The 22951-nt window shown below is 66.4% G+C and carries 19 protein-coding genes, 1 tRNA gene and 1 pseudogene; 4 read left to right on the forward strand and 17 right to left on the reverse strand.

Features of this window, described 5'->3' with window-relative positions:
• Window positions 1-19: 19 nt before the first annotated feature.
• Window positions 20-3418, reverse strand: coding sequence for a pyruvate carboxylase (locus tag QRM96_RS03275; protein ID WP_285318332.1), 3399 nt, complete (start codon window positions 3416-3418; stop codon window positions 20-22).
• Between the two features lie 303 nt (window positions 3419-3721).
• On the opposite strand from QRM96_RS03275, the gene QRM96_RS03280 reads away from it, so the two are divergent.
• A complete protein-coding gene (locus tag QRM96_RS03280) occupies window positions 3722-4540 on the forward strand; it encodes a ParA family protein (RefSeq protein WP_026265085.1) in 819 nt (272 codons plus the stop codon).
• Window positions 4541-4606: 66 nt separating this feature from the next.
• On the opposite strand, the gene QRM96_RS03285 is transcribed toward QRM96_RS03280, so the two are convergent.
• From QRM96_RS03285 to gcvH, 5 genes are all read right to left on the reverse strand, one after another.
• Window positions 4607-5200, reverse strand: a complete 594-nt coding sequence (locus QRM96_RS03285; protein ID WP_018763528.1) for a MerR family transcriptional regulator — start codon at window positions 5198-5200, stop codon at window positions 4607-4609.
• Between the two features lie 231 nt (window positions 5201-5431).
• Window positions 5432-5935: a bifunctional nuclease family protein gene (locus tag QRM96_RS03290; RefSeq protein ID WP_018763527.1), complete on the reverse strand. Its 504-nt coding sequence runs from the start codon at window positions 5933-5935 to the stop codon at window positions 5432-5434.
• Window positions 5935-6651: a transcriptional regulator FtsR gene (ftsR, locus tag QRM96_RS03295; RefSeq protein WP_018763526.1), complete on the reverse strand. Its 717-nt coding sequence runs from the start codon at window positions 6649-6651 to the stop codon at window positions 5935-5937. Before ftsR ends, QRM96_RS03290 begins: the two co-directional genes overlap by 1 nt.
• 23 nt (window positions 6652-6674) lie before the next feature.
• Window positions 6675-7151, reverse strand: a complete 477-nt coding sequence (locus QRM96_RS03300) for an FHA domain-containing protein (RefSeq protein ID WP_018763525.1) — start codon at window positions 7149-7151, stop codon at window positions 6675-6677.
• A 156-nt stretch (window positions 7152-7307) separates the two neighbouring features.
• Entirely contained in the window at window positions 7308-7694 is a 387-nt protein-coding gene (gene gcvH, locus QRM96_RS03305) for a glycine cleavage system protein GcvH (RefSeq protein WP_018763524.1), read from the reverse strand.
• A gap of 167 nt (window positions 7695-7861) precedes the next feature.
• On the opposite strand from gcvH, the gene QRM96_RS03310 reads away from it, so the two are divergent.
• Window positions 7862-8731 carry an Fpg/Nei family DNA glycosylase gene (locus QRM96_RS03310; protein WP_018763523.1) on the forward strand — a complete coding sequence of 290 codons (870 nt, stop codon included), beginning with the start codon at window positions 7862-7864 and terminating at the stop codon, window positions 8729-8731.
• A gap of 97 nt (window positions 8732-8828) precedes the next feature.
• On the opposite strand, the gene QRM96_RS03315 is transcribed toward QRM96_RS03310, so the two are convergent.
• From QRM96_RS03315 to QRM96_RS03360, 10 genes and pseudogenes are all read right to left on the reverse strand, one after another.
• Window positions 8829-8905: transfer RNA gene (locus tag QRM96_RS03315), tRNA-Pro, on the reverse strand.
• Window positions 8906-9052: 147 nt separating this feature from the next.
• Window positions 9053-10603, reverse strand: coding sequence for a ribosome biogenesis GTPase Der (der, locus tag QRM96_RS03320; protein WP_018763522.1), 1551 nt, complete (start codon window positions 10601-10603; stop codon window positions 9053-9055).
• Between the two features lie 10 nt (window positions 10604-10613).
• Window positions 10614-11331: pseudogene (locus QRM96_RS03325) on the reverse strand (lysophospholipid acyltransferase family protein).
• Window positions 11324-12037 carry a (d)CMP kinase gene (gene cmk, locus QRM96_RS03330; protein ID WP_285318335.1) on the reverse strand — a complete coding sequence of 238 codons (714 nt, stop codon included), beginning with the start codon at window positions 12035-12037 and terminating at the stop codon, window positions 11324-11326. The pseudogene QRM96_RS03325 and the gene cmk overlap by 8 nt, the downstream one beginning before the upstream one ends.
• Window positions 12037-13146 (reverse strand): prephenate dehydrogenase, encoded by a 1110-nt coding sequence (locus QRM96_RS03335; RefSeq protein WP_018763519.1) that lies wholly within the window; start codon window positions 13144-13146, stop codon window positions 12037-12039. The genes cmk and QRM96_RS03335 overlap by 1 nt, the downstream gene beginning before the upstream one ends.
• Window positions 13147-13149: 3 nt before the next feature.
• A complete protein-coding gene (locus QRM96_RS03340) occupies window positions 13150-14361 on the reverse strand; it encodes a pseudouridine synthase (protein WP_018763518.1) in 1212 nt (403 codons plus the stop codon).
• A gap of 112 nt (window positions 14362-14473) precedes the next feature.
• Window positions 14474-15142 carry an SMC-Scp complex subunit ScpB gene (scpB, locus tag QRM96_RS03345; RefSeq protein WP_285318369.1) on the reverse strand — a complete coding sequence of 223 codons (669 nt, stop codon included), beginning with the start codon at window positions 15140-15142 and terminating at the stop codon, window positions 14474-14476.
• Between the two features lie 2 nt (window positions 15143-15144).
• Window positions 15145-15960 (reverse strand): segregation and condensation protein A, encoded by an 816-nt coding sequence (locus tag QRM96_RS03350; protein ID WP_133832205.1) that lies wholly within the window; start codon window positions 15958-15960, stop codon window positions 15145-15147.
• A gap of 8 nt (window positions 15961-15968) precedes the next feature.
• On the reverse strand, window positions 15969-16868 hold the full coding sequence (locus QRM96_RS03355) for a ParA family protein (RefSeq protein WP_018763515.1): 900 nt from the start codon (window positions 16866-16868) through the stop codon (window positions 15969-15971).
• A 231-nt stretch (window positions 16869-17099) separates the two neighbouring features.
• Window positions 17100-18443 carry a cation:dicarboxylate symporter family transporter gene (locus QRM96_RS03360; RefSeq protein WP_109864344.1) on the reverse strand — a complete coding sequence of 448 codons (1344 nt, stop codon included), beginning with the start codon at window positions 18441-18443 and terminating at the stop codon, window positions 17100-17102.
• 158 nt (window positions 18444-18601) lie between these two features.
• Between QRM96_RS03360 and QRM96_RS03365 the strand changes: the two genes are divergently transcribed.
• Both QRM96_RS03365 and QRM96_RS03370 read left to right on the forward strand, forming a co-directional pair.
• Window positions 18602-20236 carry a sensor histidine kinase gene (locus QRM96_RS03365; protein ID WP_018763513.1) on the forward strand — a complete coding sequence of 545 codons (1635 nt, stop codon included), beginning with the start codon at window positions 18602-18604 and terminating at the stop codon, window positions 20234-20236.
• Window positions 20233-20946 (forward strand): response regulator, encoded by a 714-nt coding sequence (locus QRM96_RS03370; protein WP_018763512.1) that lies wholly within the window; start codon window positions 20233-20235, stop codon window positions 20944-20946. Before QRM96_RS03365 ends, QRM96_RS03370 begins: the two co-directional genes overlap by 4 nt.
• Window positions 20947-20972: 26 nt before the next feature.
• Here the strand turns inward: QRM96_RS03370 and QRM96_RS03375 are convergent, their stop codons facing one another.
• Entirely contained in the window at window positions 20973-22877 is a 1905-nt protein-coding gene (locus tag QRM96_RS03375) for a propionyl-CoA synthetase (protein WP_285318339.1), read from the reverse strand.
• Window positions 22878-22951: the final 74 nt, after the last annotated feature.

Raw genomic sequence — 22951 nt, forward strand, 5'->3', positions numbered from 1 at the left:
TTACCTGGCTGTGGCCCGTCTACTCCTCGATCACCAGCAGCAGATCCCCGCCTTGGACCTGCTCGACGGCGGAGATGGCGAGCCTGGCCACCTTGCCGGCTACCGGCGTCGTGATGGAAGCTTCCATCTTCATCGCTTCGATCGTTGCCACGGTGTCTCCGGGCTTGACGGTGTCGCCGGGCTTGACGGTGACAGTGACGGCGCCGGCGAAGGGTGCCGCCACCTGGCCCGGCTGGCCGGGATCGGCTTTCTCGGCCGCCTTGACGTTGCTGACCACGGAACGGTCCCGCACCACGACCGGCCGGGACTGGCCGTTGAGGGTGCACATGACCGTGCGCATGCCCTTCTCGTCCGGCTCCGAGACGGCTTCCAGGGAGGCGATGAGGCGGACGCCGCGTTCCAGCTGGATTTCGTGCTCGGTGCCGCGCTGGAGTCCGTAGAGGTAGTCCCGGGTGTCCAGCACGGAGATGTTGCCGTACGTGTCCACGCTCTTGAGGTAGTCCTTGGTGGGTCCGTCGAAAAGCAACCGGTTCAGCGTGTGCTGGCGGGTCTTCGAATCGGACTTCAGGGCCGCGCTGTCGTCGGCGCTGAGCTCGGCATCGCGGACCTTTACGCTCCTGCCCTGCAGGGCCTTGGTGCGGAAGGGCTCGGGCCAGCCTCCCGGAGGATCACCTAGCTCGCCGGACAGGAAACCGATGACGGAGTCGGGGATGTCGTAATTCTGTGGATTCGCTTCAAAATCCGCGGGATCGGCGTTGAGGCCCACCAGGTGGAGCGCGAGGTCACCCACCACCTTCGAGGACGGCGTCACCTTCACCAAGTGGCCCAGGATCCGGTCCGCGGCCGTGTACATGTCCTCGATCGCTTCGAAGCGCTCCCCCAGGCCCAATGCCATGGCCTGCTGGCGGAGGTTGGACAACTGGCCGCCGGGGATTTCGTGCTTGTATACGCGGCCGGTGGGGCCCGGCAGGCCGGACTCGAACGGGGCATACACGCGGCGCACCGCTTCCCAGTACGGTTCCAGCGAGCTGACCGCGTCCAGGCTGATGCCGGTGTCGCGCGGCGTGTGGGCCAGGGCCGCTACAAGGGCCGACGCCGAGGGCTGGCTGGTGGTGCCGGCCAGCGATGCCGCTGCGACATCCACGGCGTCCACACCGGCGTCGATGGCGGCGAGCAGGGTGGCCAGCTGGCCGCCCGCCGTGTCGTGCGTGTGCAGGTGGACGGGCAGGTCGAACCGTTCCCGCAAGGCGGCCACGAGCTTTGCCGCGGCCGCAGGGCGGAGCAGGCCCGCCATGTCCTTGATGGCCAGGATATGGGCGCCGGCGTCCACGATCTTCTGCGCCAGCTCCAAGTAGTAGTCAAGGGTGTACAGCTTCTCTTCCGGGTCCAGCATGTCGCCGGTGTAGCAGAGCGCCACTTCGGCGACGGCGGTGCCGGTGGCGCGGACCGCCCGGATGGCCGGGGCCATCTGGCTGACGTCGTTCAAGGCGTCAAAGATACGGAAGATGTCGATGCCGGTGGCGGCGGCCTCGTTCACGAAGGCCTCCGTCACTTCTTCGGGGTACGGCGTGTAGCCAACCGTATTGCGGCCGCGAAGGAGCATCTGGATGCACACGTTCGGCATCGCCTTGCGCAGCGCGGCGAGCCGGTCCCAGGGGTCCTCACCGAGGAAGCGGAGGGCGACATCGTAGGTTGCGCCGCCCCACGCCTCAACGGACAGCAGCTGCGGGAGCAACGCCGTGACGGCGGGCCCGGCGGCAACGAGGTCGCGGGTGCGGACGCGGGTGGCCAGCAGGGACTGGTGTGCGTCGCGGAACGTGGTGTCCGTGACCGCCACGGCGGTCTGCTCGCGCAATGCCTTGGCGAAGCCCTCCGGGCCCAGCTCAAGGAGCCTCTGGCGCGAACCCGCTGCCGCCTCCTTGCCCTTGACGTCCGGCAGCTTGTCGGCGGGGTTGGAGTGCACGGTCAGCTCGCCGTTGGGCTTGTTGACGGTGACCTCGGCCAGCCACGTCAGGAGCTTGGTGCCACGGTCGGCCGACACACGGGCCTTGAGCAGTTCAGGGCGCTGGTCGATGAAGTTGGTGGCGACATCGCCTGCGATGAAATCGGGGTCGTCCAGGACGGCCTGGAGGAAGGGAATGTTCGTGGAGACACCGCGGATGCGGAACTCGGCCAGGGCACGGCGGGCACGGGCCACCGCTGACGGGTAGTCCCGGCCGCGGCAGGTGAGCTTGACCAGCATGGAGTCGAAGTGGGGGCTGATCTCGGCACCGGAGTACACAGTGCCGCCGTCGAGCCGCACGCCGGCGCCGCCGGCCGAGCGGTAGCCGGTGATCTTTCCGACGTCGGGCCGGAAACCATTGGCGGGATCCTCGGTGGTGATGCGGCTCTGCAAGGCGGCGCCGCGGAGTTTAACGGTGTCCTGGGACAGTCCAAGGTCGGCCAGGGTCTCGCCGGAGGCGATCCGCATCTGGGCCTGGACCAGGTCCACGTCCGTGACTTCCTCGGTGACGGTGTGCTCCACCTGGATGCGAGGGTTCATTTCGATGAAGACGTGCTGGCCGGCCCGCTCACCCTCGGTGTCCACCAGGAATTCGACCGTGCCCGCGTTGACGTAGTTCAGGGCCTTGGCGAATTTCACGGCGTCCCGGTAGAGGGCCTGCCGGATTCCCTCATCGAGGTTGGGGGCGGGAGCGATCTCGATGACCTTCTGGTGCCGCCGCTGGATGGAACAGTCGCGCTCGAAGAGGTGCATGACATTGCCCTCTGCGTCGGCAAGGATCTGCACCTCGATGTGGCGTGGGCGCAGGACGGCCTGCTCCAGGAACATGGTGGGGTCACCGAAGGCCGCGTCCGCCTCGCGCATGGCGGACTTCAGGGCCTCAGGCAGGGCGTCGCGGGTGTCCACCCGGCGCATGCCGCGGCCGCCGCCGCCCGCTACAGCCTTTGCGAAGATGGGATATCCGATCTCGTCGGCGGCCGCCAGCAGCTCGTCCAGGTCCCTGGAGGGCTCGCTGGACTTCAGTACGGGGACACCGGCCTCGCGGGCAGCCTTGAGGGCCGCCACCTTGTTGCCGGCAAGCTCCAGCACTTCCGCAGGCGGACCAACGAAGGTGATGCCGGCGGCCTTCGCCGCGCGGGCAAGCTCCGGGTTCTCGGAGAGGAAGCCATAACCCGGGTAAATCGCGTCCGCGCCCGACTCCTTGGCAACCCGGACCACCTCAGCCACGTCCAGGTAGGCCCGGACAGGGTGTCCTTCCTCGCCGATCAGGTAGGCCTCGTCCGCTTTCTGGCGATGGATCGAGTTTCGGTCCTCCTGCGGAAAAACGGCAACGGTCTTGGCACCCAGCTCATAGCCGGCGCGGAAGGCCCTGATCGCGATTTCACCGCGGTTGGCCACCAGAACTTTGGAAAACATACTTCTCCTGCATCATTGCGGGGTGGATCGAATGAGTGGTCACAGTGTCTAGGACCCACAAGGACAAACACAAATCTTTGTGGCCACCATCACAGATTTCCCCGTCATGTCCCGAACGCTTTCAGCGTGGCTGGCGGAAACCGCCCCGGCAGCACAGTCGGTGCCATGCCGACGCCCGATAAAACAGGATTCGCCGACGCATCAACATATGATGAGTAGGGCGGCAGGACCGTCCGGCTTCGGCTCTGCCGAGGCAAACATTACCCCCAACACGGCATCCGGCGTTAGGTTTTGGTCTCTCAAGTGCAAGTAGTCAGCATCAGCAGCCTTAAGGGTGGAGTCGGCAAGACTTCCGTCACCACAGGATTGGCGTCTGCGGCGCTGGCCGCCGGAATTCGCACACTGGTGGTGGACCTGGATCCGCACGCCGACGCCACCACGGCACTGGGAGTCCAGCCCGGAGACCATCTGGACATCGGCAGGATGCTGAAGAGCCCCCGCCGGGCAAAGATGGCCGAGAACGTGGTGCGAAGCAACTGGGCTGACCGCGTCCCGGCCAACGGTTCCGGGCCCGCCGTCCTGGACGTCGCCGTCGGCTCCGCCTACACGGGCATCTACGATCGGCCGGACCTTGGCCGCCGCGACCTCCGCAGGCTGTCGGCCGTACTTGCCGGCGCCGGGGACTACCAGCTGGTCCTGATCGACTGCCCGCCGTCCCTCAACGGGCTGACCCGCATGGCATGGGCCGCCAGCGACAAGGTGGCCCTGGTCGCCGAGCCCGGCCTCTTCTCGGTGGCAGGCACGGAACGCACCATGCGCGCCATCCAGCTGTTCCGCCAGGAGTTCGCCCCCAATCTTTCGCCTGCCGGCATCGTGGCCAACCGGGTCCGCACGGGTTCCTCCGAGCACACCTACCGGCTGGCGGAGATGGAGTCCATGTTCGGCGAACTCCTGCTGAGCCCGAGGATCCCGGAGCAGGCCAATTGGCAGCAGATCCAGGGTGCGGCCCACCCCGTGCATCACTGGCCCGGCGATTCGGCCAAGTCCGCGGCGGCATTGTTTGACGACCTCCTGGCCAACCTCATGGCCGCAGGCGCCGGCCTGCGGAGCCGTACCCGCTAGGACCCGTTCCAACAATTAAGGGCCACCCTCCGTCCGGAGGGTGGCCCTTAAATATTGGAACGGGTGTCAGCTGATCTTCCGCGCCGCACGGCGCTTGCTCAGTTCGTCGTCGGGAAAGGATTGCTCCGCGGCATGTTCGCTGGGCAGCGACGCGAGGCTGCCTTCCACTTCCCGCCAGACACGGCCAACGGCGATGCCAAAGACTCCCTGGCCACCCTGGACGAGGTCTATGACCTCATCCGCGGACGTGCACTCGTAGACGCTTGCACCGTCGCTCATGAGCGTAATCTGTGCCAGGTCCTCGACGCCGCGCTCCCGGAGGTGTTCGACGGCGGTCCGGATCTGCTGCAGGGAGACCCCGGTATCCAGGAGGCGCTTGACCACTTTGAGGACCAGGATGTCCCGGAAGCCGTACAGCCGCTGTGAGCCGGAGCCGGCGGCACCGCGGACGGCGGGTTCAACCAAACCGGTCCTCGCCCAGTAGTCGAGCTGCCGGTAAGTGATGCCTGCGGCTTTGCAGGCAGTGGGGCCGCGGTAGCCTGCGTCCTCATCCAGTACCGGAAGGTCCTCGGTGAACAGGAGGCCCTGGGCACCGCTCACGGGCACAGCAACACCAGCTGTGGGCTGTTTCAGCCCGCCTGCTTCGCCTTTGGGACTCACCTGGATCCTCCTTGTCGTACGCTCCCAGGAACTCTCTAAGGCAGCTTCGGCATGAAGACCATGCGTGTAATTGTCGCGGGGCGCACTTTCCAGTGTGACTTGCGCGGCTGCCGTAAGCAAGGGAACTTGATACTTCGACGTTAGGCCCGGCAGGTCCCCAGGTCAAAGACGTTGGGGGGTTGAAAGAGGCGTGTCGAAACTTTCAGCCTCAACTTTAACCTTAACGTGACCTTAGCCGTCGAAATCCTCGGGCTCCACGTCGTCAAGGAACTCGCGGAACCGGCGCATTTCGCGTTCTTCGTCCACCGTGGGGCCCGGCTCGGTGTCCTCCCCCTCATCATGTTCCGTGATGCGCACTCCGGCCTCGTCCATGACCGAATCGGCACACCAGATCCGGCACTTGGCCCGCAGCGCGATGGCCAGGGCGTCGGAGGCCCGGGAGCTGACCGTGGTGCCGTTCTCGAACTGCAGCTGGCCATAGAAAATGTTGTCTTCCACGGCCACGATGTTGACGCTGACCACGGAGTGCCCCAGCGACTCCACCACGTCCACCAGGAGATCGTGCGTCATGGGCCGGGGCGGGACAACACCCTGCTGGGCGAGCGCAATGGCACTGGCCTCGGGGGTGCCGATCCAGATGGGCACGTGGCGTTCGCCGTGCATCTCCTTGAGCAGGACCAGCGGCTGGTTGGACGGCAATTCGATGCGAACGCCTACGATCTCTACTTCAATCATCAGATGTCCATGCGTGAGATGTGGTCTTGCACCAGGGCCCGGTGCAGGGTGAGGCAAAGATCGCTGATCTCGCGGGCGGCCTCGGCCGCGCGTGCCTGCGATGCCGAGTCCTTGCGCGAGGCCAGCGGCGCGACGGCACGTTCCACGAGGCCGAATTCCCTCTCGGCCGCCGCCTGGAAGGGGCGAAGGTGGCGCGGCTCGAGCCCATGGCTTTCCAGCTGCACGCACGCGCGGGCAACCTGGAGGGCATGCTCATCGAACTGGCCGTTGCTGTGGCTGATGAGGCCGAAGCTCAGCAGGGACTGCAGCAGGGGGACGCTGGCTCCGGATTCGGTCCGAAGCTGCTCCTCGCTCAGTTTCCTGCCCCGGTTCTGCAACTCGGCGGCAAGTTCGTCCGAGACAATACGAGGGGACACCACGACGCCGGGGGGCAGGTTTTCCGGCCGCTCTCCCCTGTCGATTGCGTCAAGGTAGTCCTTGATGACCTTCAGGGGCAGGTACTGGTCGCGCTGCAGGGCCAGCACGAACCGCAGGCGTTCGACGTCGCCGTCGGAGTACTGGCGGTAGCCGGCAGGTGTGCGGCGCGGATTGATCAGGCCCTTTTCCTCAAGGAAGCGGATTTTCGACGCCGTCATGCCCGGGAAGTCAGCGCTGAGCTGGGCGAGGACCTCGCCGATATTCAGGACCTGGGGGCCCCGGCGTTCCGGTTGTGCCATTGCCACAGGCAGTGGTCCCCGGGTCAGCTGCGGCCTGCAGCCGTGGCAGGGCTCAGGTAGAAGGTGAGGCGGAACTTGCCGATCTGGACTTCGCTGCCGGACTTGAGCTCCACGCTGTCCACCCGGTCGTGGTTGACGTAGGTGCCATTGAGGCTGTTCTTGTCCACGACTTCGAAGCTGCGAGCGGTGCGGCGGAATTCGACGTGCCGGCGCGAGACCGTGACATCGTCCAGGAAGATATCCGCATCCGGGTGGCGGCCGGCGGTGGTCACGTCCGAATCCAGGAGGAACCGGGCACCGGCGTTCGGGCCGCTGTGCGCTACCAGCAGCGCGGAACCGGCAGGCAGGGCCTCCACGGAATTGCGCTCGTCCGAAGAAAGCTTCGGGGCGATGGTGGGCTCATCGGTGACCGGCGTGAGATGGATCGAGGTGGTCTCCGACGCCTTAGCCGCACCCGTGCCGTAATCCCCATCGGCAGGGTTGTGTCTGTGGCCAGCCATGGATTCCTCCTCTTAGATGTGCAGGGCCTTGGCCCGCAACCGACGATTGCTCACCGGCCCTGCCCGGCAGGTCCGGCGCCGGCGCCCGATCCGGCCACTGACGTGCGAAGACGTCCTGCCTGCGACGCGGGGCCGGACCGGATTAACCGGTTAGCTTTAGCCTACCTGTTGTTCGTACTCCGATGCACTGAGCAGCGACTCGACGGCGTCAGGTTCGGCCAGTTTGACCTCGATCAGCCAGCCATCACCGTAGGGATCGGTGTTGATCAGGGCGGAATCGCTGTCCAGGGAGTCGTTGCGCGCCACGACTTCGCCGGAAACGGGTGCGTAGATGTCGCTCACGCTCTTGGTGGACTCGACCTCGCCCACCACTTCGTTCGCCGTAATCTTCGTGCCGACTTCGGGCATCTGGGCGTAGACGACGTCACCAAGCGCGTCCTGGGCGAAGTCGGTGATTCCCACGCGGACCACGCCGTCGGCATTGGGGGCCGTGACCCACTCATGTTCGGCGGTGTAGGACAGGTCTTCGGGAATGTTGCTCATGGGGGGCCTTTCATCGGGGTGCGCGCCAAGGTCACGAGGGGCCCGGAAATCGGGCCGCCGCTGAAAGTATAGGCACAACTGCCGGGGCGGGCACCGGGGTTTCTGACAAGATGGGACCCATGAGTGCAAGCACTGGTGCAGCATCCCTGCGGCGGGGCGGGTAAGCCATGCCGGAACTGCCCGAAGTGGCCGGCCTGGCCACGTTCCTGGACGAGCAGCTGCGCGGGTGCACGATCTCAAGGTTGCAGATCGTGTCCTTCGCCGTCCTCAAAACCGCCGACCCGCCCTTCAGCGCCCTTGAGGGACAGCTGGTCTCCGGGGTCCGGCGGTTCGGCAAATTCATCAGCATCGACACTGCGGGCGTGTCGCTGGTATTCCACCTGGCGCGAGCGGGGTGGGTGCGCTTCACCGACTCCCCCGCCGACAGCCAGCTTCGAATGGGCAAGGGCCTGATCGCCGTCAGGTGCACCTTTGCCGGTCCGGACGGCCCGCGGGGCCTGGACCTGACCGAAGCGGGCACCAAGAAAAGCCTGGCGGTCTATGTGGTGCGCGATCCGCAGGATGTGCCGGGAATTGCGGCGCTGGGTCCCGATCCGTTCACGGAGGCGTTCGACGCCGGCATGCTGGCGGAGATCCTGCAGGGCAGTTCGCAGCAGATCAAGGGGCTGCTGCGCAGCCAAAGCGTCATTGCCGGCATCGGCAATGCCTACAGCGACGAAATCCTGCACGCCGCGCGGATCTCTCCGTTCGCCATCGCCAAGTCCCTGGACCGGGAGACGGTCCAGGTGCTCTACGACGCCATCCACAGCGTGTTGGGCCAGGCGCTGGTGGAAGCCCGCGGCAAGCCGCCCAAAGACCTCAAGGACGTCAAGCGAAGCCACATGCGGGTGCACGCCCGCGCCGGCCAGCCCTGCCCCGTGTGCGGCGACACCGTGCGTGAAGTGTCGTTCGCGGACACGGCGCTGCAGTACTGCCCCACGTGCCAGACCAAGGGCAAGATCCTGGCGGACCGGAGGACGTCGAAGTTCTTGAAATAGGCAGTCCCGGAACCAGGCATCCGGCCGGACCGGGAACGGCCGGGAACGCCAAAAAAGCGGAAAGCGCCGGAGATGATCTCCGGCGCTTTCCGCTTTTTGGTCGGGCTGACAGGATTTGAACCTGCGACCCCTTGACCCCCAGTCAAGTGCGCTACCAAGCTGCGCTACAGCCCGCTGGTTCCGCCGTTCTCCGCTGACCGGATCCAAGGATTCCTCCAAGGATTTCCATCAGCAGTCCGGCCGAACCACCTAGAAGAGCTTACACGATCCGGAGGGGTGCCAGTGACACTTTCCGGCGATCAGCCCCAAGGTGTGTCGCAATTAACGCTTGCGGCCGCGCTTCTCACGCACGCGCATGCTCACCTCGATGGGAGTACCTTCGAAGCCGAAGGTTTCCCGCAGCCGCCGGGTGATGAACCGGCGGTACCCGGGGTCCAGGAAGCCGGTGGTGAACAAGACGAACTTCGGCGGCCGGCTGGAGGCCTGGGTGCCGAAGAGGATGCGCGGCTGCTTGCCGCCACGGACCGGGTGCGGGTGCGCGGCCACGAGTTCGCCGAGGAAGGCATTGAGGCGCCCGGTGGGGATGCGCCGGTCCCAGTTCTCCAGGGCCAGGTCCAGGGCCGGAACCAGGCGGTCTTTGTGCCATCCGGTCTTGGCGGAGATGTTGACCCGCGGAGCCCATTCGACGTGGGCAAGGTCCTGCTCGATTTCCCTCTCGAGGTAGCGGCGGCGTTCGTCGTCGAGCAGGTCCCACTTGTTGAAGGCCAGCACCAACGCGCGTCCGGACTCGATGGCCAGCTGCAGGATACGGACGTCCTGTTCACTGAGGACCTCGTCCACCGCCAGGAGTACGACGGCGACCTCCGCCTTTTCGAGGGCGGCCTGCGTCCGCAGGGAAGCATAGTAGTCCGCACCCTGGGCCATGTGCTGGCGGCGGCGGATACCGGCGGTGTCCACGAAGCGCCACGTGCGGCCGCCGAGTTCGATGAATTCGTCCACGGGGTCACGGGTGGTGCCGGCGGTGTTGTCCACCACCACGCGTTCGGATCCGGCGAGCTTGTTCAGCAGGGAGGACTTGCCCACGTTGGGACGGCCGATCAGGGCGATCCGGCGGGGACCGCCGGATCGTTCCACGCCCTCGACGGTGGAGAACTCGGGGAGGATGTCCATGACGTGGTCCAGGAGGTCTGCCACGCCGCGGCCGTGCAGCGCTGATACCGGGTACGGTTGGCCGAAGCCGAGGCCCCACAGTGCGGCGCTGTCCGCTTCCTGGGCGAAGTCGTCCACCTTGTTGGCCACCATGATGACCGGCTTCTTGCTGCGGCGAAGCATCTTCATGACGCCTTCGTCCGTGGCGGTGGCTCCGACGGCGGAGTCCACCACGAAGAGGACGGCGTCGGCAAGTTCCACGGCCATCTCGGCCTGCTCGGCCACGCGGGCGTGGATGCCGCGGGCGTCATGTTCCCATCCGCCGGTGTCCACCAAAGTGAAGTTGCGGCCGTTCCAGTTCGCCGAGTACATGACGCGGTCCCGGGTGACGCCGGGGGTGTCCTCCACCACGGCCTCACGCCGGCCCAGGATCCGGTTCACCAGCGTGGACTTGCCCACGTTCGGGCGGCCGATAATGGCCAGGACCGGATCCAGCTTAAGGGGACCCTCAAGGTCTTCGTCGCCGTAGTCTCCGCTGAGCAGGGCGGCGTCGTCCTCGTCGAGGTCGTAGTCCTCAAGGCCGGCCCGGAGGGAGGCGGCACGCAGCTCCGCTTCGTCGTCGTCTATTGCCGCCAGCCGTTCGGCGACCTGGTCGCTGCCGGAGGGTACGTATTCGTCATCGCCGGCACCGGAATGCCCGGAAGTCTGGGTGGTGTCGCTCATTGCACTGTCCTTAGTGGTCATCTGCCGGCGTCCCCGGCTACTGCTGTCAGGTCTTGGTGATCAGCGAAAGGCAAGGGCTGCCCGCTGATGGTGATGGTGTCCTGGACATGCCCCGCCAGGGCCGCGCGGATTTCCTGCGCCGCCCTGTCCATTGAAGCACGCCCGCTTTCGCCGGCCCGGCGGGCCAGGGTAAGGGCTGTCCCGAAGCTGACGTGGAAACGCCGCCCGGGCCGCGGAACCGAATCCAGGCGTTCGGCTCCCTGGCGGGTCCCGAGGATGGCCACCGGAACCACCGGCGCGCCGGTGTTCAGGGCCAGCCACGCCACGCCGCCGTTGATGTCTTCTGCTGCCCCGCTCCCCCGCGTTCCCTCGGGGAGAATCCCAACGCAGCGTCCGGCGTCGAGCACGGCCTTGCAGCGCTGCAGCGCACCCCTGTCCCCCCGGCGGTCAACGGGAAATTGTCCCGAGGCGGTGAGCACCCGGCCCAGGAAGCCTTTGAACATCTCCTGCTTCACCAGGATGTGCATGGGCCGTGGGGCCGCGCCGAACATCACCGGCCCGTCCAGGAAGCTGATGTGGTTGGCCGCAAAGATGACGGGACCGCCGGTGGGGACGTTGCTCCTGCCGGTCACGGAGGTCCGGTAGACCACATGGTCCAGCACCCAGCCCACGGGCCTGCTCCATACCGTGGTCAAACCGGACGGCAGGCCGGCTCCGGCGTCAGTCACGGTTGAGCACCTTGGTGACGATCACGAGCGCGGCGTCCACCGTCTGCTCGAAGTCCAAGTCCGAGGAGTCCAGGGTGACCACGCCGTCCGCCGCCTGCGTGAAATTGACCACGGTTGAGTCCTTGGCATCCCGGTGCGTGACCTGGGCGGCAAGTTGCTCGGCGTTCTGGGTGCCGCCCAGTTGGATGCCGCGCCGGCGCAGCCGGGCTTCCTCGCTGGCGGTGAGGAGCATGCGCACTTCGGCGCCGGGCGCGACGACGGTAGTGATGTCCCGGCCTTCCACCACCATGCGGCGGTGGTGCTTTTCGATCAGGTCCCGCTGCCGGCGGATCAGTTCGGTCCGGGCGCCGAGCGTGGTGGCGACGGCGCTGACGGCCGAAGAGATCGCGGGCTCACGGATGGCGTCAGTGACGTCCACGCCGCCTACCCGTACGTATTCCTCCTGCGGGCTGGTGCTCAATTCCAGCACAAAGTCGCGGGACGCCTGCTCCACGGCCGGGGTGTCCGCCAGGTCGATGCCCTCGCTCAGGCAGTACCAGGTCAGGGCACGGTACATGGCACCGGTGTCCAGGTAGGCAAGACGGAGGCGGCGGGCGACCTCCTTGCTCACGCTGGATTTGCCGGAGCCGGACGGCCCGTCGATGGCGACCACCAGGGGCCGGCCGATGCGCAGCGCGCGCATGGTTTCGAGAAGTTCCTGTGTCATTACTGAAGTACCCGCCATCCGCGGTCGTTGAGGGCTTCGATCAGGTGGTCGTGCTTGTTCGGCAACACTGACAATTCCACCATGCCGACGTTTTGTCCGGATGAATGATCCAGCCGAAGATCTTCGACGTTCACGCCGATTTCACCGATCTCGGTGAGCAGCTGCGCGATCTGGCCCGGTTTGTCATCCACCAGCACCGTCAGCCAGGAATACGCCTGTGGTGGCCCGCCGTGCTTGCCGGGAATCCGCGCCTGCCCGGCGTTGCCCTCACTGATGAGCTGGGCAAGGTCCAGGCGGGCGCCCGGTGCAGTGGGCTGCTCCAAGGTTCCGATGAGCCGGTTCAGGTCCTCGCGGACGCCGTAAAGGATCTCCACGACCTTGGCCGCGTTGCCGCCAAGGATTTGAACCCACAGGGTGGGATCGCTGGCGGCGATCCTGGTGACGTCGCGCAGGCCGTTGCCCGCCAGGGACAGGGCATGCAGCGGCGTGCCCTGCAGCCTGCTCGCCAGCAGCGAAGACATGACCTGGGGCAGGTGCGACACCAGGGCGACGGCTTCATCGTGCTCTTCCGCCGTGAACTGCGAGACGACGGCTCCCAGGTCCGAGGCAAGCGAGCGGGCCACCTGCAAAGCGTGGTCCGAGGTTTCCTCCGACGGGCAGAGCACCCACGGCATGGAAGTGAACAGCTCGCCGCGGGCGGCTACCGGACCGGACTTTTCCCTTCCTGCCATGGGATGGGTGCCCACATACCGTGAAAGGTCGGCGCCCAGGCTCCGGAGCCGGGCAAGGATGTCCGCCTTGACACTGGCAATGTCCACCACCACGGCGTCAGGGTAGTCGGAGAGTGCCTGGCAGACGACATCGGCCGTAACGTCCGGCGGGGCGGCAACCACGACGAGCTGGGCTTTTCCGCTGCCGAGCTCGGACAGCGGGCGGCCCGCCCCGATATCCACCGCCACCGCCTGGTTGGTGGGTGAGGGGTCGGACAGGAACACCGCTACGCCGCGCCCACGCAGGCCCAGCCCGATGCTGGCACCCAGCAGTCCGGCGCCAATGACCACCACAGGCCCGTCCAGGTGGCCGCGGCCGTGGCTTTTGAACGCGGACATGGATCAGAGCCCTACGGATGCCAGCAGGTGGCCGACTTCCTGCTTGCCCAGGTTGCGGATGCTGCCCTGGCGCTGGTCTCCGAGCCCAATGGGGCCCACCTTGACGCGGACAAGCCGCTGGACCGGGAACCCGACAGCGTCGAAGAGGCGGCGCACAATCCGGTTCTTGCCGGAGTGGAGCACAACCTCGATCAGCACGTGGCCGGGCGTGGAGTCCACCAGCCGGAAGGAATCGACGCTGGCAAAGCCGTCCTCAAGCTCGACGCCGGCCTTCAGCTGGGCACCGACACCCTGCGGGAACGGCCCGCGCACCTGGACCAGGTAGGTCTTGGGTACCTCGTAGGAGGGGTGGGTCAGCCGGTTGGCGAGCTCGCCGTCGTTGGTCAGCAGCAGCAGCCCCTCGGTGGCGACGTCCAGCCGGCCCACGTGGAAGAGGCGTTCGCCGGTGTTCTTGTTGTTCTTGAGGAAATCGCTGATGCAGGGGCGGCCCTCCGGGTCCTCCATGGTGGACACCACGCCCTTGGGCTTGTTGAACACCATGTAGACCAGGTTTTCGTCCAGCTGGATCCGCAGGCCGTCGACGTGGATGACGGCGGTCTTGGGATCGACGCGGACACCGAGCTCGGTGACCACCTGGCCGTCCACTTCCACGCGGCCCTCCGCGATCATCTCTTCGCAGACACGCCGGGACGCCACACCAGCCGACGCCATCACCTTCTGGAGGCGGACGCCGTCGGCATCGTGGAGTTCGGACTGGGGAACGTTGCCGCGGGGGCCCTTCCTGCGGGCAGGTTTGCGGACCGGGCCAAGGTTCTGGCCGAAGCGTTCGCTGCCGAAGGCGCGGGACGCAGCAGCGCCGGGTGCACCCGTGCGCGATTTGGTCTTGGGTGCGCCGGGAGTTCCGGGTGCCTTCTTGGATCCCGGTTTGCGGGCAGCGGGCTTGCGCGACGACGGCGCCGCCGGCTTGGAGCCTCCTGCTGGGCGTCCTTGCTGGTCCCCGGCAAGGTCGGGGTCGATGAAGCGCTCCTCGCGCGGCTTCGGCGCCCGCTGCGGGCGGTCGCCGCCGAAGGCGGACGAACGCTTTGCCGCGCCGCCCCGGGAGCCTCCGCCCTGGTTGCCGCGCTGGGGTGAATTCCCGCGCTGTGACGCGTTGCGGTCGCTCCCGCCGCGTCCTGATCCGTTACGTGGTGAACCCTGGCGTCCCGCCTGTGTCATGACCCGTCCTTCGATGTTTTGGCCCGCAGAGATGTCCAAGGACAACCCTAGCCAGCCGTGCAGACTTCGTCTGCCCTGGTAAGTGAATTGACGCGGACAGGGAGTGCCCTGCCTACATCATGTCGGCGTCGTAGAACTCTGCGATCCCGTCGAGACCCGGTAGGTGCGGCGACAGGTGGGGCAACTCCTCCACTGAACCGATTCCCATCCGTTCAAGGAAATAGGAGGTGGTCCGGTAAAGGATTGCGCCGGACTCGGGATCGGTTCCCGCGTCTTCGATCAGCCCGCGCTGGGCGAGTGTCCGTACGACAGAATCAACATTGACTCCGCGAATTGCAGACACCCTGGCCCGTGAAACGGGTTGGCGGTACGCGATGACAGCCAGTGTTTCCAATGCCGCCTGGGTGAGCCTGGTGGTCTGCCCGTCGAGCACGTACTTGCCCACGATGTCGGCAAATTCGGCGCGGGAGTAGATCCGCCAGCCACCGGCGATGTTCCGCAATTCAAAACCCCGGGGCCTGGAGCCAAAGCCAGCGTGGCTGGCATTCTCCATATCCGGGGCGTTAACAGTATAGCCGTCATACTCGCGTTGAAGTTCTTCCAGCAGGGAGCGCACCGTGGCGGGCGTGAGGCGAACCCCCGCGGCGAGCTCATCCTCCGTGGCCGGCTCGTCCAGGACCATCAGGACGGCCTCAAGGGCGGCCTTGGCGCCCCCGGGAAGCCCGTCGGCGTCGTGGTCATCCCCAAAGTCCGCCCCCGGCTCCGGTTGTTGCGGTTCCAGGTTCACAGTTGTTCCTCGTATTCTTCGCTGAGATGCTCGGCCGACCAGTCCCGGCCATCGGCTGTCCAGTGGATCGCCAGCTCTGCCAGCGGGGACAGCTGGTCGAACGAGACCGCCTTGTCCCGGAACAGCTCCAACAGCGCCAGGAACCGGGCGACCACCACCAGGGTTGACCCGGCGTCGGCGATCAGGGAGCGGAAGGTCAGCGGGGACTGCCGTTGCAGGCGCAGGCCCAGCATCTCGGCCTGCTCCTTGACGCTGACGTTGCCCCCGTGGAGGTGGCCAAGGGCCACCTGCGGCGGCTGCGCCGGGGCCTTGGGCCGCAGTGCGGCCCCGGCCAGGGCGGCGAATTGTTCAGGCGTGTGCTTCCAGACGAGTTCGGGAAGCATCGCCGCGAACTGCTCCTCCAGTGCCACCTGCCGCGGGAAGCGCCGGCCCTCCTGGTGCAGGGTCTCGCCCAGGATTCCGGCCACGTGCTTGAAGGCCTTGTACTGGAGCAGCCGGGCGAAGAGCAGATCCCTCGCTTCGAGGAGGGCGATGTCTTCGTCATCCTCGACCTCGCCGGCGGGGAGGAGCCGTGCCGCCTTCAGGTCAAGAAGCGTCGCGGCAATCACCAGGAATTCGCTTGCCTCATCCAGCGCCCATTCTTCGCCGAGCTCCTGGAGTTTCCGGATGTACTTGATGAACTCATCCGTCACCGTGGCGATGGCCACCTCGGTGATGTCCAGCTGGTGCTTGGCAATGAGGCCCAGGAGGAGATCGAAAGGGCCGGTGAAGTTGGCCAGCCGCACCTCGAAGCCGGGCTTTGATTCGGCCACGGCGTTGGTTACGGTGCGCCGCCGCGGGCGATCAGTTCCTTGGCCAGCCTGCGGTAGGCGTCAGCCCCCACGTGGTTCCCCGCGTAGCTGGTGATGGGTTCGGCGGCGACGGTGGCGTCGGCGAACTTGATGGAGCGCTTGATGACGGTCTCGAAGACTTTGTCGCCGAAGGCCTCCACCAGGCGGGTAATGACCTCCCGGCTGTGCAGGGTGCGGGCGTCGTACATGGTGGCCAGCACGCCGTCCACCTGCAGGCGCGGGTTCAACCGGTCCTGGACTTTGTCGATGGTTTCGACCAGGAGCGCCACCGCGCGGAGCGCAAAGAACTCGCAGATCAGCGGAATGATGACACCGTGCGCTGCCGTGAGGGCGTTGACAGTCAGGAGGCCGAGGGACGGCTGGCAGTCGATGAGGACGACGTCGTAATCGTCTTCGACTTTCTTGAGCGCACGGTCCAGGACCTGCTCGCGTGCCACTTCGTTGACCAACTGGACTTCCGCGGCGGAGAGGTCGATGTTGGCCGGCAGGAGGTCGACGTTCTCAACGCCGGTCTGGTGGATGGCGTCGCGGATGTCCACCTTGCGGTCCATCAGGACGTTGTAGACGGTGAGGTCAAGCTCGTGCGGATTGACGCCCAGGCCAGCCGAGAGCGCGCCCTGGGGGTCAAAGTCCACCAGAAGGACGCGGCGGCCGTATTCCGCGAGCGCTGCGGCGAGGTTGATGGTGGAGGTCGTCTTCCCGACGCCGCCCTTCTGGTTGACCATGGCAATGACGCGGGCCGGGCCGTGGGAGGACAGCGGCGCGGGTTCCGGGAACTCCCGGTATGGGCGCCCGGTGGGGCCCATCACCGCGTTTTCCAGGTCGAATTCCGTGCCCTCCAGAGTTGCTGAACCCTGTTCGCTGCTCACGTATCTGTCCACACTTTCGATGACGGTGATTTCCTGCCGCTGGCTCGCCAGCGCCGTTCGTTCTGATCCTTAGGTTACAGCGCCCGACACGGCATTCGACGGAACTTGACTTTCCGCGAATGTTGAGCCTTGACCCTCTAGTTGAGGTCGAAGGTTGTGGGTTGAATACAACAAAACCGCCCCTGCAGCGGGGGCTGCAGGGGCGGTTTCGGGCGTTGCCGCAGGTGACGGTCAGGCCTTGGCGACCTCGCGGGCGCCTTCTTCCTTTGGTGCCATTTCGCCATGCCCGGCGATCATGGTCTGCTCATCGAACGGGGCCTCGCCGGAGAGGACGCGGGTGACCTGGCCGCCGTCGATCTCCTTGACCCAGGTGCCGATCAGGACGGTGGCGACGGCGTTGCCGGTGAAGTTGGTCAGCGCACGGGCTTCGGACATGAAGCGGTCGATGCCGACGATCATTCCCACGCCGCCGAGCAGCTCGGGACGGTGTGCCTGCAGGCCAGCGGCGAGGGTGGCCAGCCCGGCGCCGGTCACGCCGGCGGCGCCCTTGGACGCAATGATCATGAAGATCAGCAAGGAGATCTGGGCGCCGAGGTCCAGCGGGGTACCCATGGCGTTGGCAACGAAGAGGGACGCCATGGTCAGGTAGATGGCTGTTCCGTCAAGGTTGAAGGAGTATCCGGTGGGAACGGTGACGCCGACGACGGGCTTGGACACGCCCAGGTGTTCCATCTTGGCGATCAGCCGCGGGAGCGCAGCCTCGGAGGAGGACGTGGAGAAGATGAGGAGGTATTCGCGGGCCAGGTACTTCATGAGCTTGAAGATGTTGACGCCGGCCACCACCTGGAGGAGCCCGCCGAGGATCACGACGATGAACAGCGCACAGGTGATGTAGAACGCCACCATCAGGGTGAACATGCTCACGATGGCCTGGACGCCGGTGGCGCCCACGACGGCGGCGATGGCACCGAAGGCGCCGACCGGAGCGAGCCACATGATCATGATGAGGATGCGGAACACCAGGGCCTGGCCGTGGCCGATGGCCTTCAGGATCGGAGCGCCCTGGGGGCCCATCTTTTGCAGTGCGAAGCCCACCAGGATTGCCGCCAGCAGGGTGGGCAGCACGGGGATGTCGCTGGGGATGATGCCAAGCAGGAAGTCGACGGTGCTGTCCGTAGCTGCCTTCTTGTTGGGATCGTAGGGCGTGAGCTTCAGGCCCTCACCGGGGTGGATCAGGTTGCCGACCACCAGGCCGATGGCCAAGGCGAAGGTGGACATGATGACGAAGTAACCCAGCGCCAGGCCGCCCACCTTGCCCACGGTAGCCGCCTTGGCGATGGAACCGATGCCCAGGACGATAGTGCAGAAGATGACCGGCGCGATCATCATCTTGATGAGCTTGATGAACCCGTCGCCCAGCGGCTTGAGGTTCTTGGCGACCTCCGGGAACAGCAGGCCCACCAGTGCGCCCAGGATAACTGCCGCGATGACGGCGATGTACAGGTAGTGGGACTTGTCCAGTCCCTTGCGCCGCGGCGTCGCAGTTCCGAGCGACTCTCCTCGTTGAGAAGCCATGATGTGTCTCCTTGTGGATATTCTGATAGACGCTGCGGCACAGGCTCTGGGCTCGACACGTCCTTGCAATGTGATATCCATCATTGGGCACCCCGTGATCCAGCTCACCGTTGCGTTCATATTGGTCGCGGCACCCGCAGGGTCAGATGGAGGTACGCATGATCCACCGTTGGAGTATCGCCCGCCGGCTCTTCGTGGCAAACCTGCTGATCGTGGTGTGCTTCATCGCCATCGTAGGAACTGCCGCCTACCTCGACGCACGGGACCGGACCTATGATGAAGCCGGCCGCCGGATGGAGGGCGTGGCTGCCTCCATCGCCGCCAATCCCTTGGTGCTCCAAGCAGCAGCCACGCCGGATCCCTCCGTCCTGCTGCAGCCGTACGCCAAGGATGTCACCGCCGCGGCACGGGTGGACTTCATCACCATCATGGCTCCCGACCGGACCCGCTGGACGCATCCCCGGGATGAGGAACTGGGCCGGCCATATATCGGTTCCATCGATGCCGCCCTCCAGGGGCGCACCTTTACGGAAGTCACGGCGGGTACCCTGGGCCCTTCCGTCCGGACCATCGTTCCGGTCAAGGATTCGGCAGGAACAATCAAGGCACTGGTGGCTGTTGGCGTTACGGTCCGCAACGTCGACGTTGCCTTCGCTGCCCGGCTCCCCGTGCTGCTCGCCTTGGGAATTGCCCTGCTGGTGGGCGGGTCCCTGGCTTCGTGGCTGCTGGGCCGGTACCTCCGCCGGGTGACCCGCGGCTGGGGCCCCGAACAGTTGGCCCAGCTGTTCGCCTACTACGAGTCGGTACTCCACTCGGTCCGCGAAGGGCTGATCCTGATCGATGCCAGGAAGCGGGTGGTGATGTACAACGACCAGGCCGCCGAGCTGCTGGGCCTTGCCGAGACCGGAAGCAATGATCCCACCAAGCCGCCGTCGTTGGCCGATCTCCCGCTGGACAGCGAGCTTCGCAGCCTCTTCGAGTCCGGACGTACCACCAAGGACGAGATGGTCCTGACAGGTTCCCGCGTGCTGGTGGTCAACCAAGGCCCCGCCCGGGGTCCGGAGTCCCCCGGTGCGCGCGGCAAGGTGCCGGTGTACGGAACGGTTGCGACACTCCGTGACAGGACGGAGATCGAAGCGCTGGGCAACGAGCTGCAGACCATGCGGACCCTGTCCGATGCGTTGCGGGCGCAGACCCACGAACACGCCAACCGGCTGCACACCATGGTCTCGCTCCTTGAGCTGGGCCGGACCGGGGAGGCCCTGGACTTTGCCACGAAGGACCTGGCGTTGAGCCAGCAGCTGACCGATGACATGGTGAGCTCCATCGACGAACCGGTGGTGGGCGCCTTGGTCATGGGAAAAGTGGCCGAGGCCCACGAACGCGGGGTGCAGCTGGACGTGTCCACCCTGGGTTCGGGCTCGACGCCTGGTGTGGCCGTCCAGGACCTGGTGACGATCATGGGCAACCTGCTGGACAACGCCATTGACGCGGCAGCCGATGCTCCCGCTCCGCGGCGGGTCCAGCTGACCCTGGAAGCGGACGAGGAAGGACTGGACATCGCCGTCAACGATTCCGGGACCCCCATCGACCCGGCCGATGCCGAACTGATCTTCCGGCATGGCTTCAGCACGAAGCCGGCCGGTCCCGGAGGCCGGGGGGTCGGACTGGCGCTGGTCCGGCAGGCTGTGGGGCGTTTGGGCGGTACGCTGGCCATCAATGGACGGAACGGCGCCAAGTTCGAAGTATTCCTGCCCGCGGCGGTGCCCCCGGAAAAGGAGCACAGCCAGTGAGCAACATCCGGGTCCTCGTCGTTGAGGATGAAGCGATCGCCTCCGCAGCCCACGCCGCCTACGTGGGGCGGCTGCCCGGATTCGAGCTCGCCGGGACCGCCCCGGACGGCCAGTCGGCCCTGCGGCTGCTGAACGAGTTCGTGGCGGCCGGAGAGCCCGTGGAACTGGTCCTGCTGGACATGAACCTGCCGGACCTGCACGGCCTGGACATTGCCCGGCGCATGCGTTCGGCCGGAATCCTTGCCGACATCATCGCCATCACCGCCGTCCGCGAATTGGCCATCGTCCGCAGTGCCGTCGCCATCGGCGTGGTCCAGTACCTGATCAAGCCGTTCACGTTCGCCACGTTCTCCGACAAGCTCGAAAGCTACCGCCAGTTCAGGCAGCAGCTGGCCGGGGCAGGTGCCGGGGCAGGCAGAGGGGGCGCTTCGCAGAGTGATGTGGACCAGGCCTTCGCCAGCTTGCGGGCTCCCTCGGAGTTGCCGCTGCCCAAGGGGCTTTCCACCTCCACCCTCGGTTCAGTCCAGGAGTTCCTCCGCCAACAGCCCGGGGCAGTCTCTGCCACCGAAGTCATGGAGGCCCTGGGAATGTCCCGGGTAACGGCACGGAGGTACCTGGAGTACCTTGCCGATGCCGGCACCGTTTCCCGTACGGCCCGCTACGGCACCCCCGGCAGGCCGGAGAACGAATACCGGTGGACCGCCCGCTGAGGTCCAGGGCCGTATACTCCTGCGGCTCAGTCTCCGGCTGCGCGTTCCGGCCGCAGTACGCCGGCCAGTTGGCCGATGACCCCGGGGTCCTCGATGGTTGACGGCACGGTGTACTCCTCTCCGTCGGCGATCTGCCGCATGGTCTTGCGGAGGATCTTTCCGGATCGGGTCTTGGGCAGGGCCTCCACCACCGTGACGTGCTTGAAATCCGCCACCGCGCCGATGTCCCGCCGCACCAGGGCGACCTGGTCTTTCTCCAGGAGTTCCGGGGGTATGTCCACCCCGGATTTGAGCACTACATAGCCGCTGGGGCGCTGGCCCTTCAGGGAGTCCGCGACGCCGATCACCGCGCATTCGGCAACGGCCGGGTGCTGGCCGATCACCTGCTCCATGGCACCGGTGGAAAGCCGGTGCCCGGCGACGTTGATGATGTCGTCGGTGCGGCCCATCACGAAGAGGTAGCCGTCCTTGTCCCGGTAGCCGGAGTCTCCGGTGGCGTAGCTCCCCTCGAACGCCTGCAGGTAGGAGGAGATGAACCGTTCGTCATTCCGCCACAGGGTGGCAAGGGTGCCTGGCGGGAGCGGCAGGTCGAGGACTATGTTGCCCTCGGTGCCGGCTTCCACCTCCTGGCCGGCCGCGTCGAGGATCCGCAGCCTGAAGCCGGGCATCGGAACACTGGGCGAGCCCGGCTTGATCGGCAGTTTGTCCAGTCCGCGCGGGTTGGCGCAGATGGCCCAGCCGGTCTCGGTCTGCCACCAGTGGTCCACCACGGGCACGCCGAGGACGCGGGAGGCCCAGTGGAAGGTGTCCGTGTCCAGCCGCTCCCCCGCGGCGAAGAGGGTCCGCAGGCTGGAGATGTCGTAGTTCTTCAGCAGCATGGCCTCCGGGTCGGCCTTGCGGATGGCCCGCAGCGCGGTCGGGGCGGTGAAGAGCACGTTGACCCTGTGGTCCTGGATCACCCGCCAGAACGCACCGGCGTCGGGGGTTCCCACCGGTTTGCCCTCGTAGATCACGGTGGTGGCGCCGGCGAGCAGCGGACCGTAGACGATGTAGGAGTGGCCCACCACCCAGCCCACGTCCGAGGCGGTCCACATGACGTCGCCGGGACCGACGTCGTAGATGTTTTCCAGGGTCCAGCGCAAGGCGACGGCGTGGCCGCCGTTGTCCCGCACCACGCCTTTGGGGGTGCCTGTGGTCCCGGAGGTGTACAGGATGTAGAGGGGATCCGTGGCCATGACGTCCACCGGTGCGGCGGGATCCGCGGATGCCATTTCGCTCTCCCAGTCCAGCCAGCCGGCGTGGTCCGCCGCGGAGTCCTTGAAGCCGTCCCGGCCCTTGACCAGCACCGGGGTCGCCGGCGTTCCGGCGAGCTCCAGCGCCTCGGCGACGGCCGGCAGGTATTCGATCCGGCGGGAGGGCTCGAGCCCTCCCGAGGCGGTGACGACGACGGCGGGGGCGGCGTCGCGAATCCGGGCGGCAAGTTCCTTGGGGGCGAAGCCGCCGAAGACCACCGAATGGATCGCGCCCAGGCGGGCAGTGGCCAGCATGGCGATGGCGGCCTCAGGAATCATGGGCAGGTAGATCACCACCCTGTCGCCCTTGCCCACACCGTTACGCCGGAGCACTCCGGCGAAACGGGCCACAAGTTCGGTGAGTTCTGCATAGCTGAAGCGCTGCTGGATGCCCAGCATGGCGGAGTCGTAGATCAGTGCCGTCTGGTCTCCGCGGCCTGCGGCCACATGCCGGTCCAGCGCGTTGTAGCAGGTATTCAGCTCACCGTCGGGGAACCAGCGGTAGAGCGGGGCGCGGCTCGAATCCAGGGCGCGGGTGGGCTGGACGCTCCAGTCGACGGCCCGGGCGGCGTCTCGCCAGAAGTCCTCCGGCCGCTGCACGCTGCGCCCATAGCATTCCCGATAGCTGCTGGTGCCCATGAAGTCAACCCGTCCACGACATTGTGATGCAGGTCATGCTAGTTCCTTAGGAGGCTCACCACAAGACCCGTGTA

This window comes from Pseudarthrobacter sp. lyk4-40-TYG-27 (assembly GCF_030209295.1).
Classification (GTDB): Bacteria; Actinomycetota; Actinomycetes; order Actinomycetales; family Micrococcaceae; genus Arthrobacter.

Coding starts and splice junctions, on each gene's coding strand:
- QRM96_RS03360 (WP_109864344.1), bottom strand. CDS start 18,443: ATGGCTTCTCAACGAGGAGAGTCGCTCGGAACTGCGACGCCGCGGCGC.
- QRM96_RS03375 (WP_285318339.1), bottom strand. CDS start 22,877: ATGGGCACCAGCAGCTATCGGGAATGCTATGGGCGCAGCGTGCAGCGG.
- QRM96_RS03300 (WP_018763525.1), bottom strand. CDS start 7,151: ATGGCTGGCCACAGACACAACCCTGCCGATGGGGATTACGGCACGGGT.
- QRM96_RS03310 (WP_018763523.1), top strand. CDS start 7,862: ATGCCGGAACTGCCCGAAGTGGCCGGCCTGGCCACGTTCCTGGACGAG.
- QRM96_RS03365 (WP_018763513.1), top strand. CDS start 18,602: ATGATCCACCGTTGGAGTATCGCCCGCCGGCTCTTCGTGGCAAACCTG.
- der (WP_018763522.1), bottom strand. CDS start 10,603: ATGAGCGACACCACCCAGACTTCCGGGCATTCCGGTGCCGGCGATGAC.
- gcvH (WP_018763524.1), bottom strand. CDS start 7,694: ATGAGCAACATTCCCGAAGACCTGTCCTACACCGCCGAACATGAGTGG.
- cmk (WP_285318335.1), bottom strand. CDS start 12,037: ATGACACAGGAACTTCTCGAAACCATGCGCGCGCTGCGCATCGGCCGG.
- QRM96_RS03275 (WP_285318332.1), bottom strand. CDS start 3,418: ATGTTTTCCAAAGTTCTGGTGGCCAACCGCGGTGAAATCGCGATCAGG.
- QRM96_RS03290 (WP_018763527.1), bottom strand. CDS start 5,935: ATGATTGAAGTAGAGATCGTAGGCGTTCGCATCGAATTGCCGTCCAAC.
- QRM96_RS03340 (WP_018763518.1), bottom strand. CDS start 14,361: ATGACACAGGCGGGACGCCAGGGTTCACCACGTAACGGATCAGGACGC.
- QRM96_RS03335 (WP_018763519.1), bottom strand. CDS start 13,146: ATGTCCGCGTTCAAAAGCCACGGCCGCGGCCACCTGGACGGGCCTGTG.
- ftsR (WP_018763526.1), bottom strand. CDS start 6,651: ATGGCACAACCGGAACGCCGGGGCCCCCAGGTCCTGAATATCGGCGAG.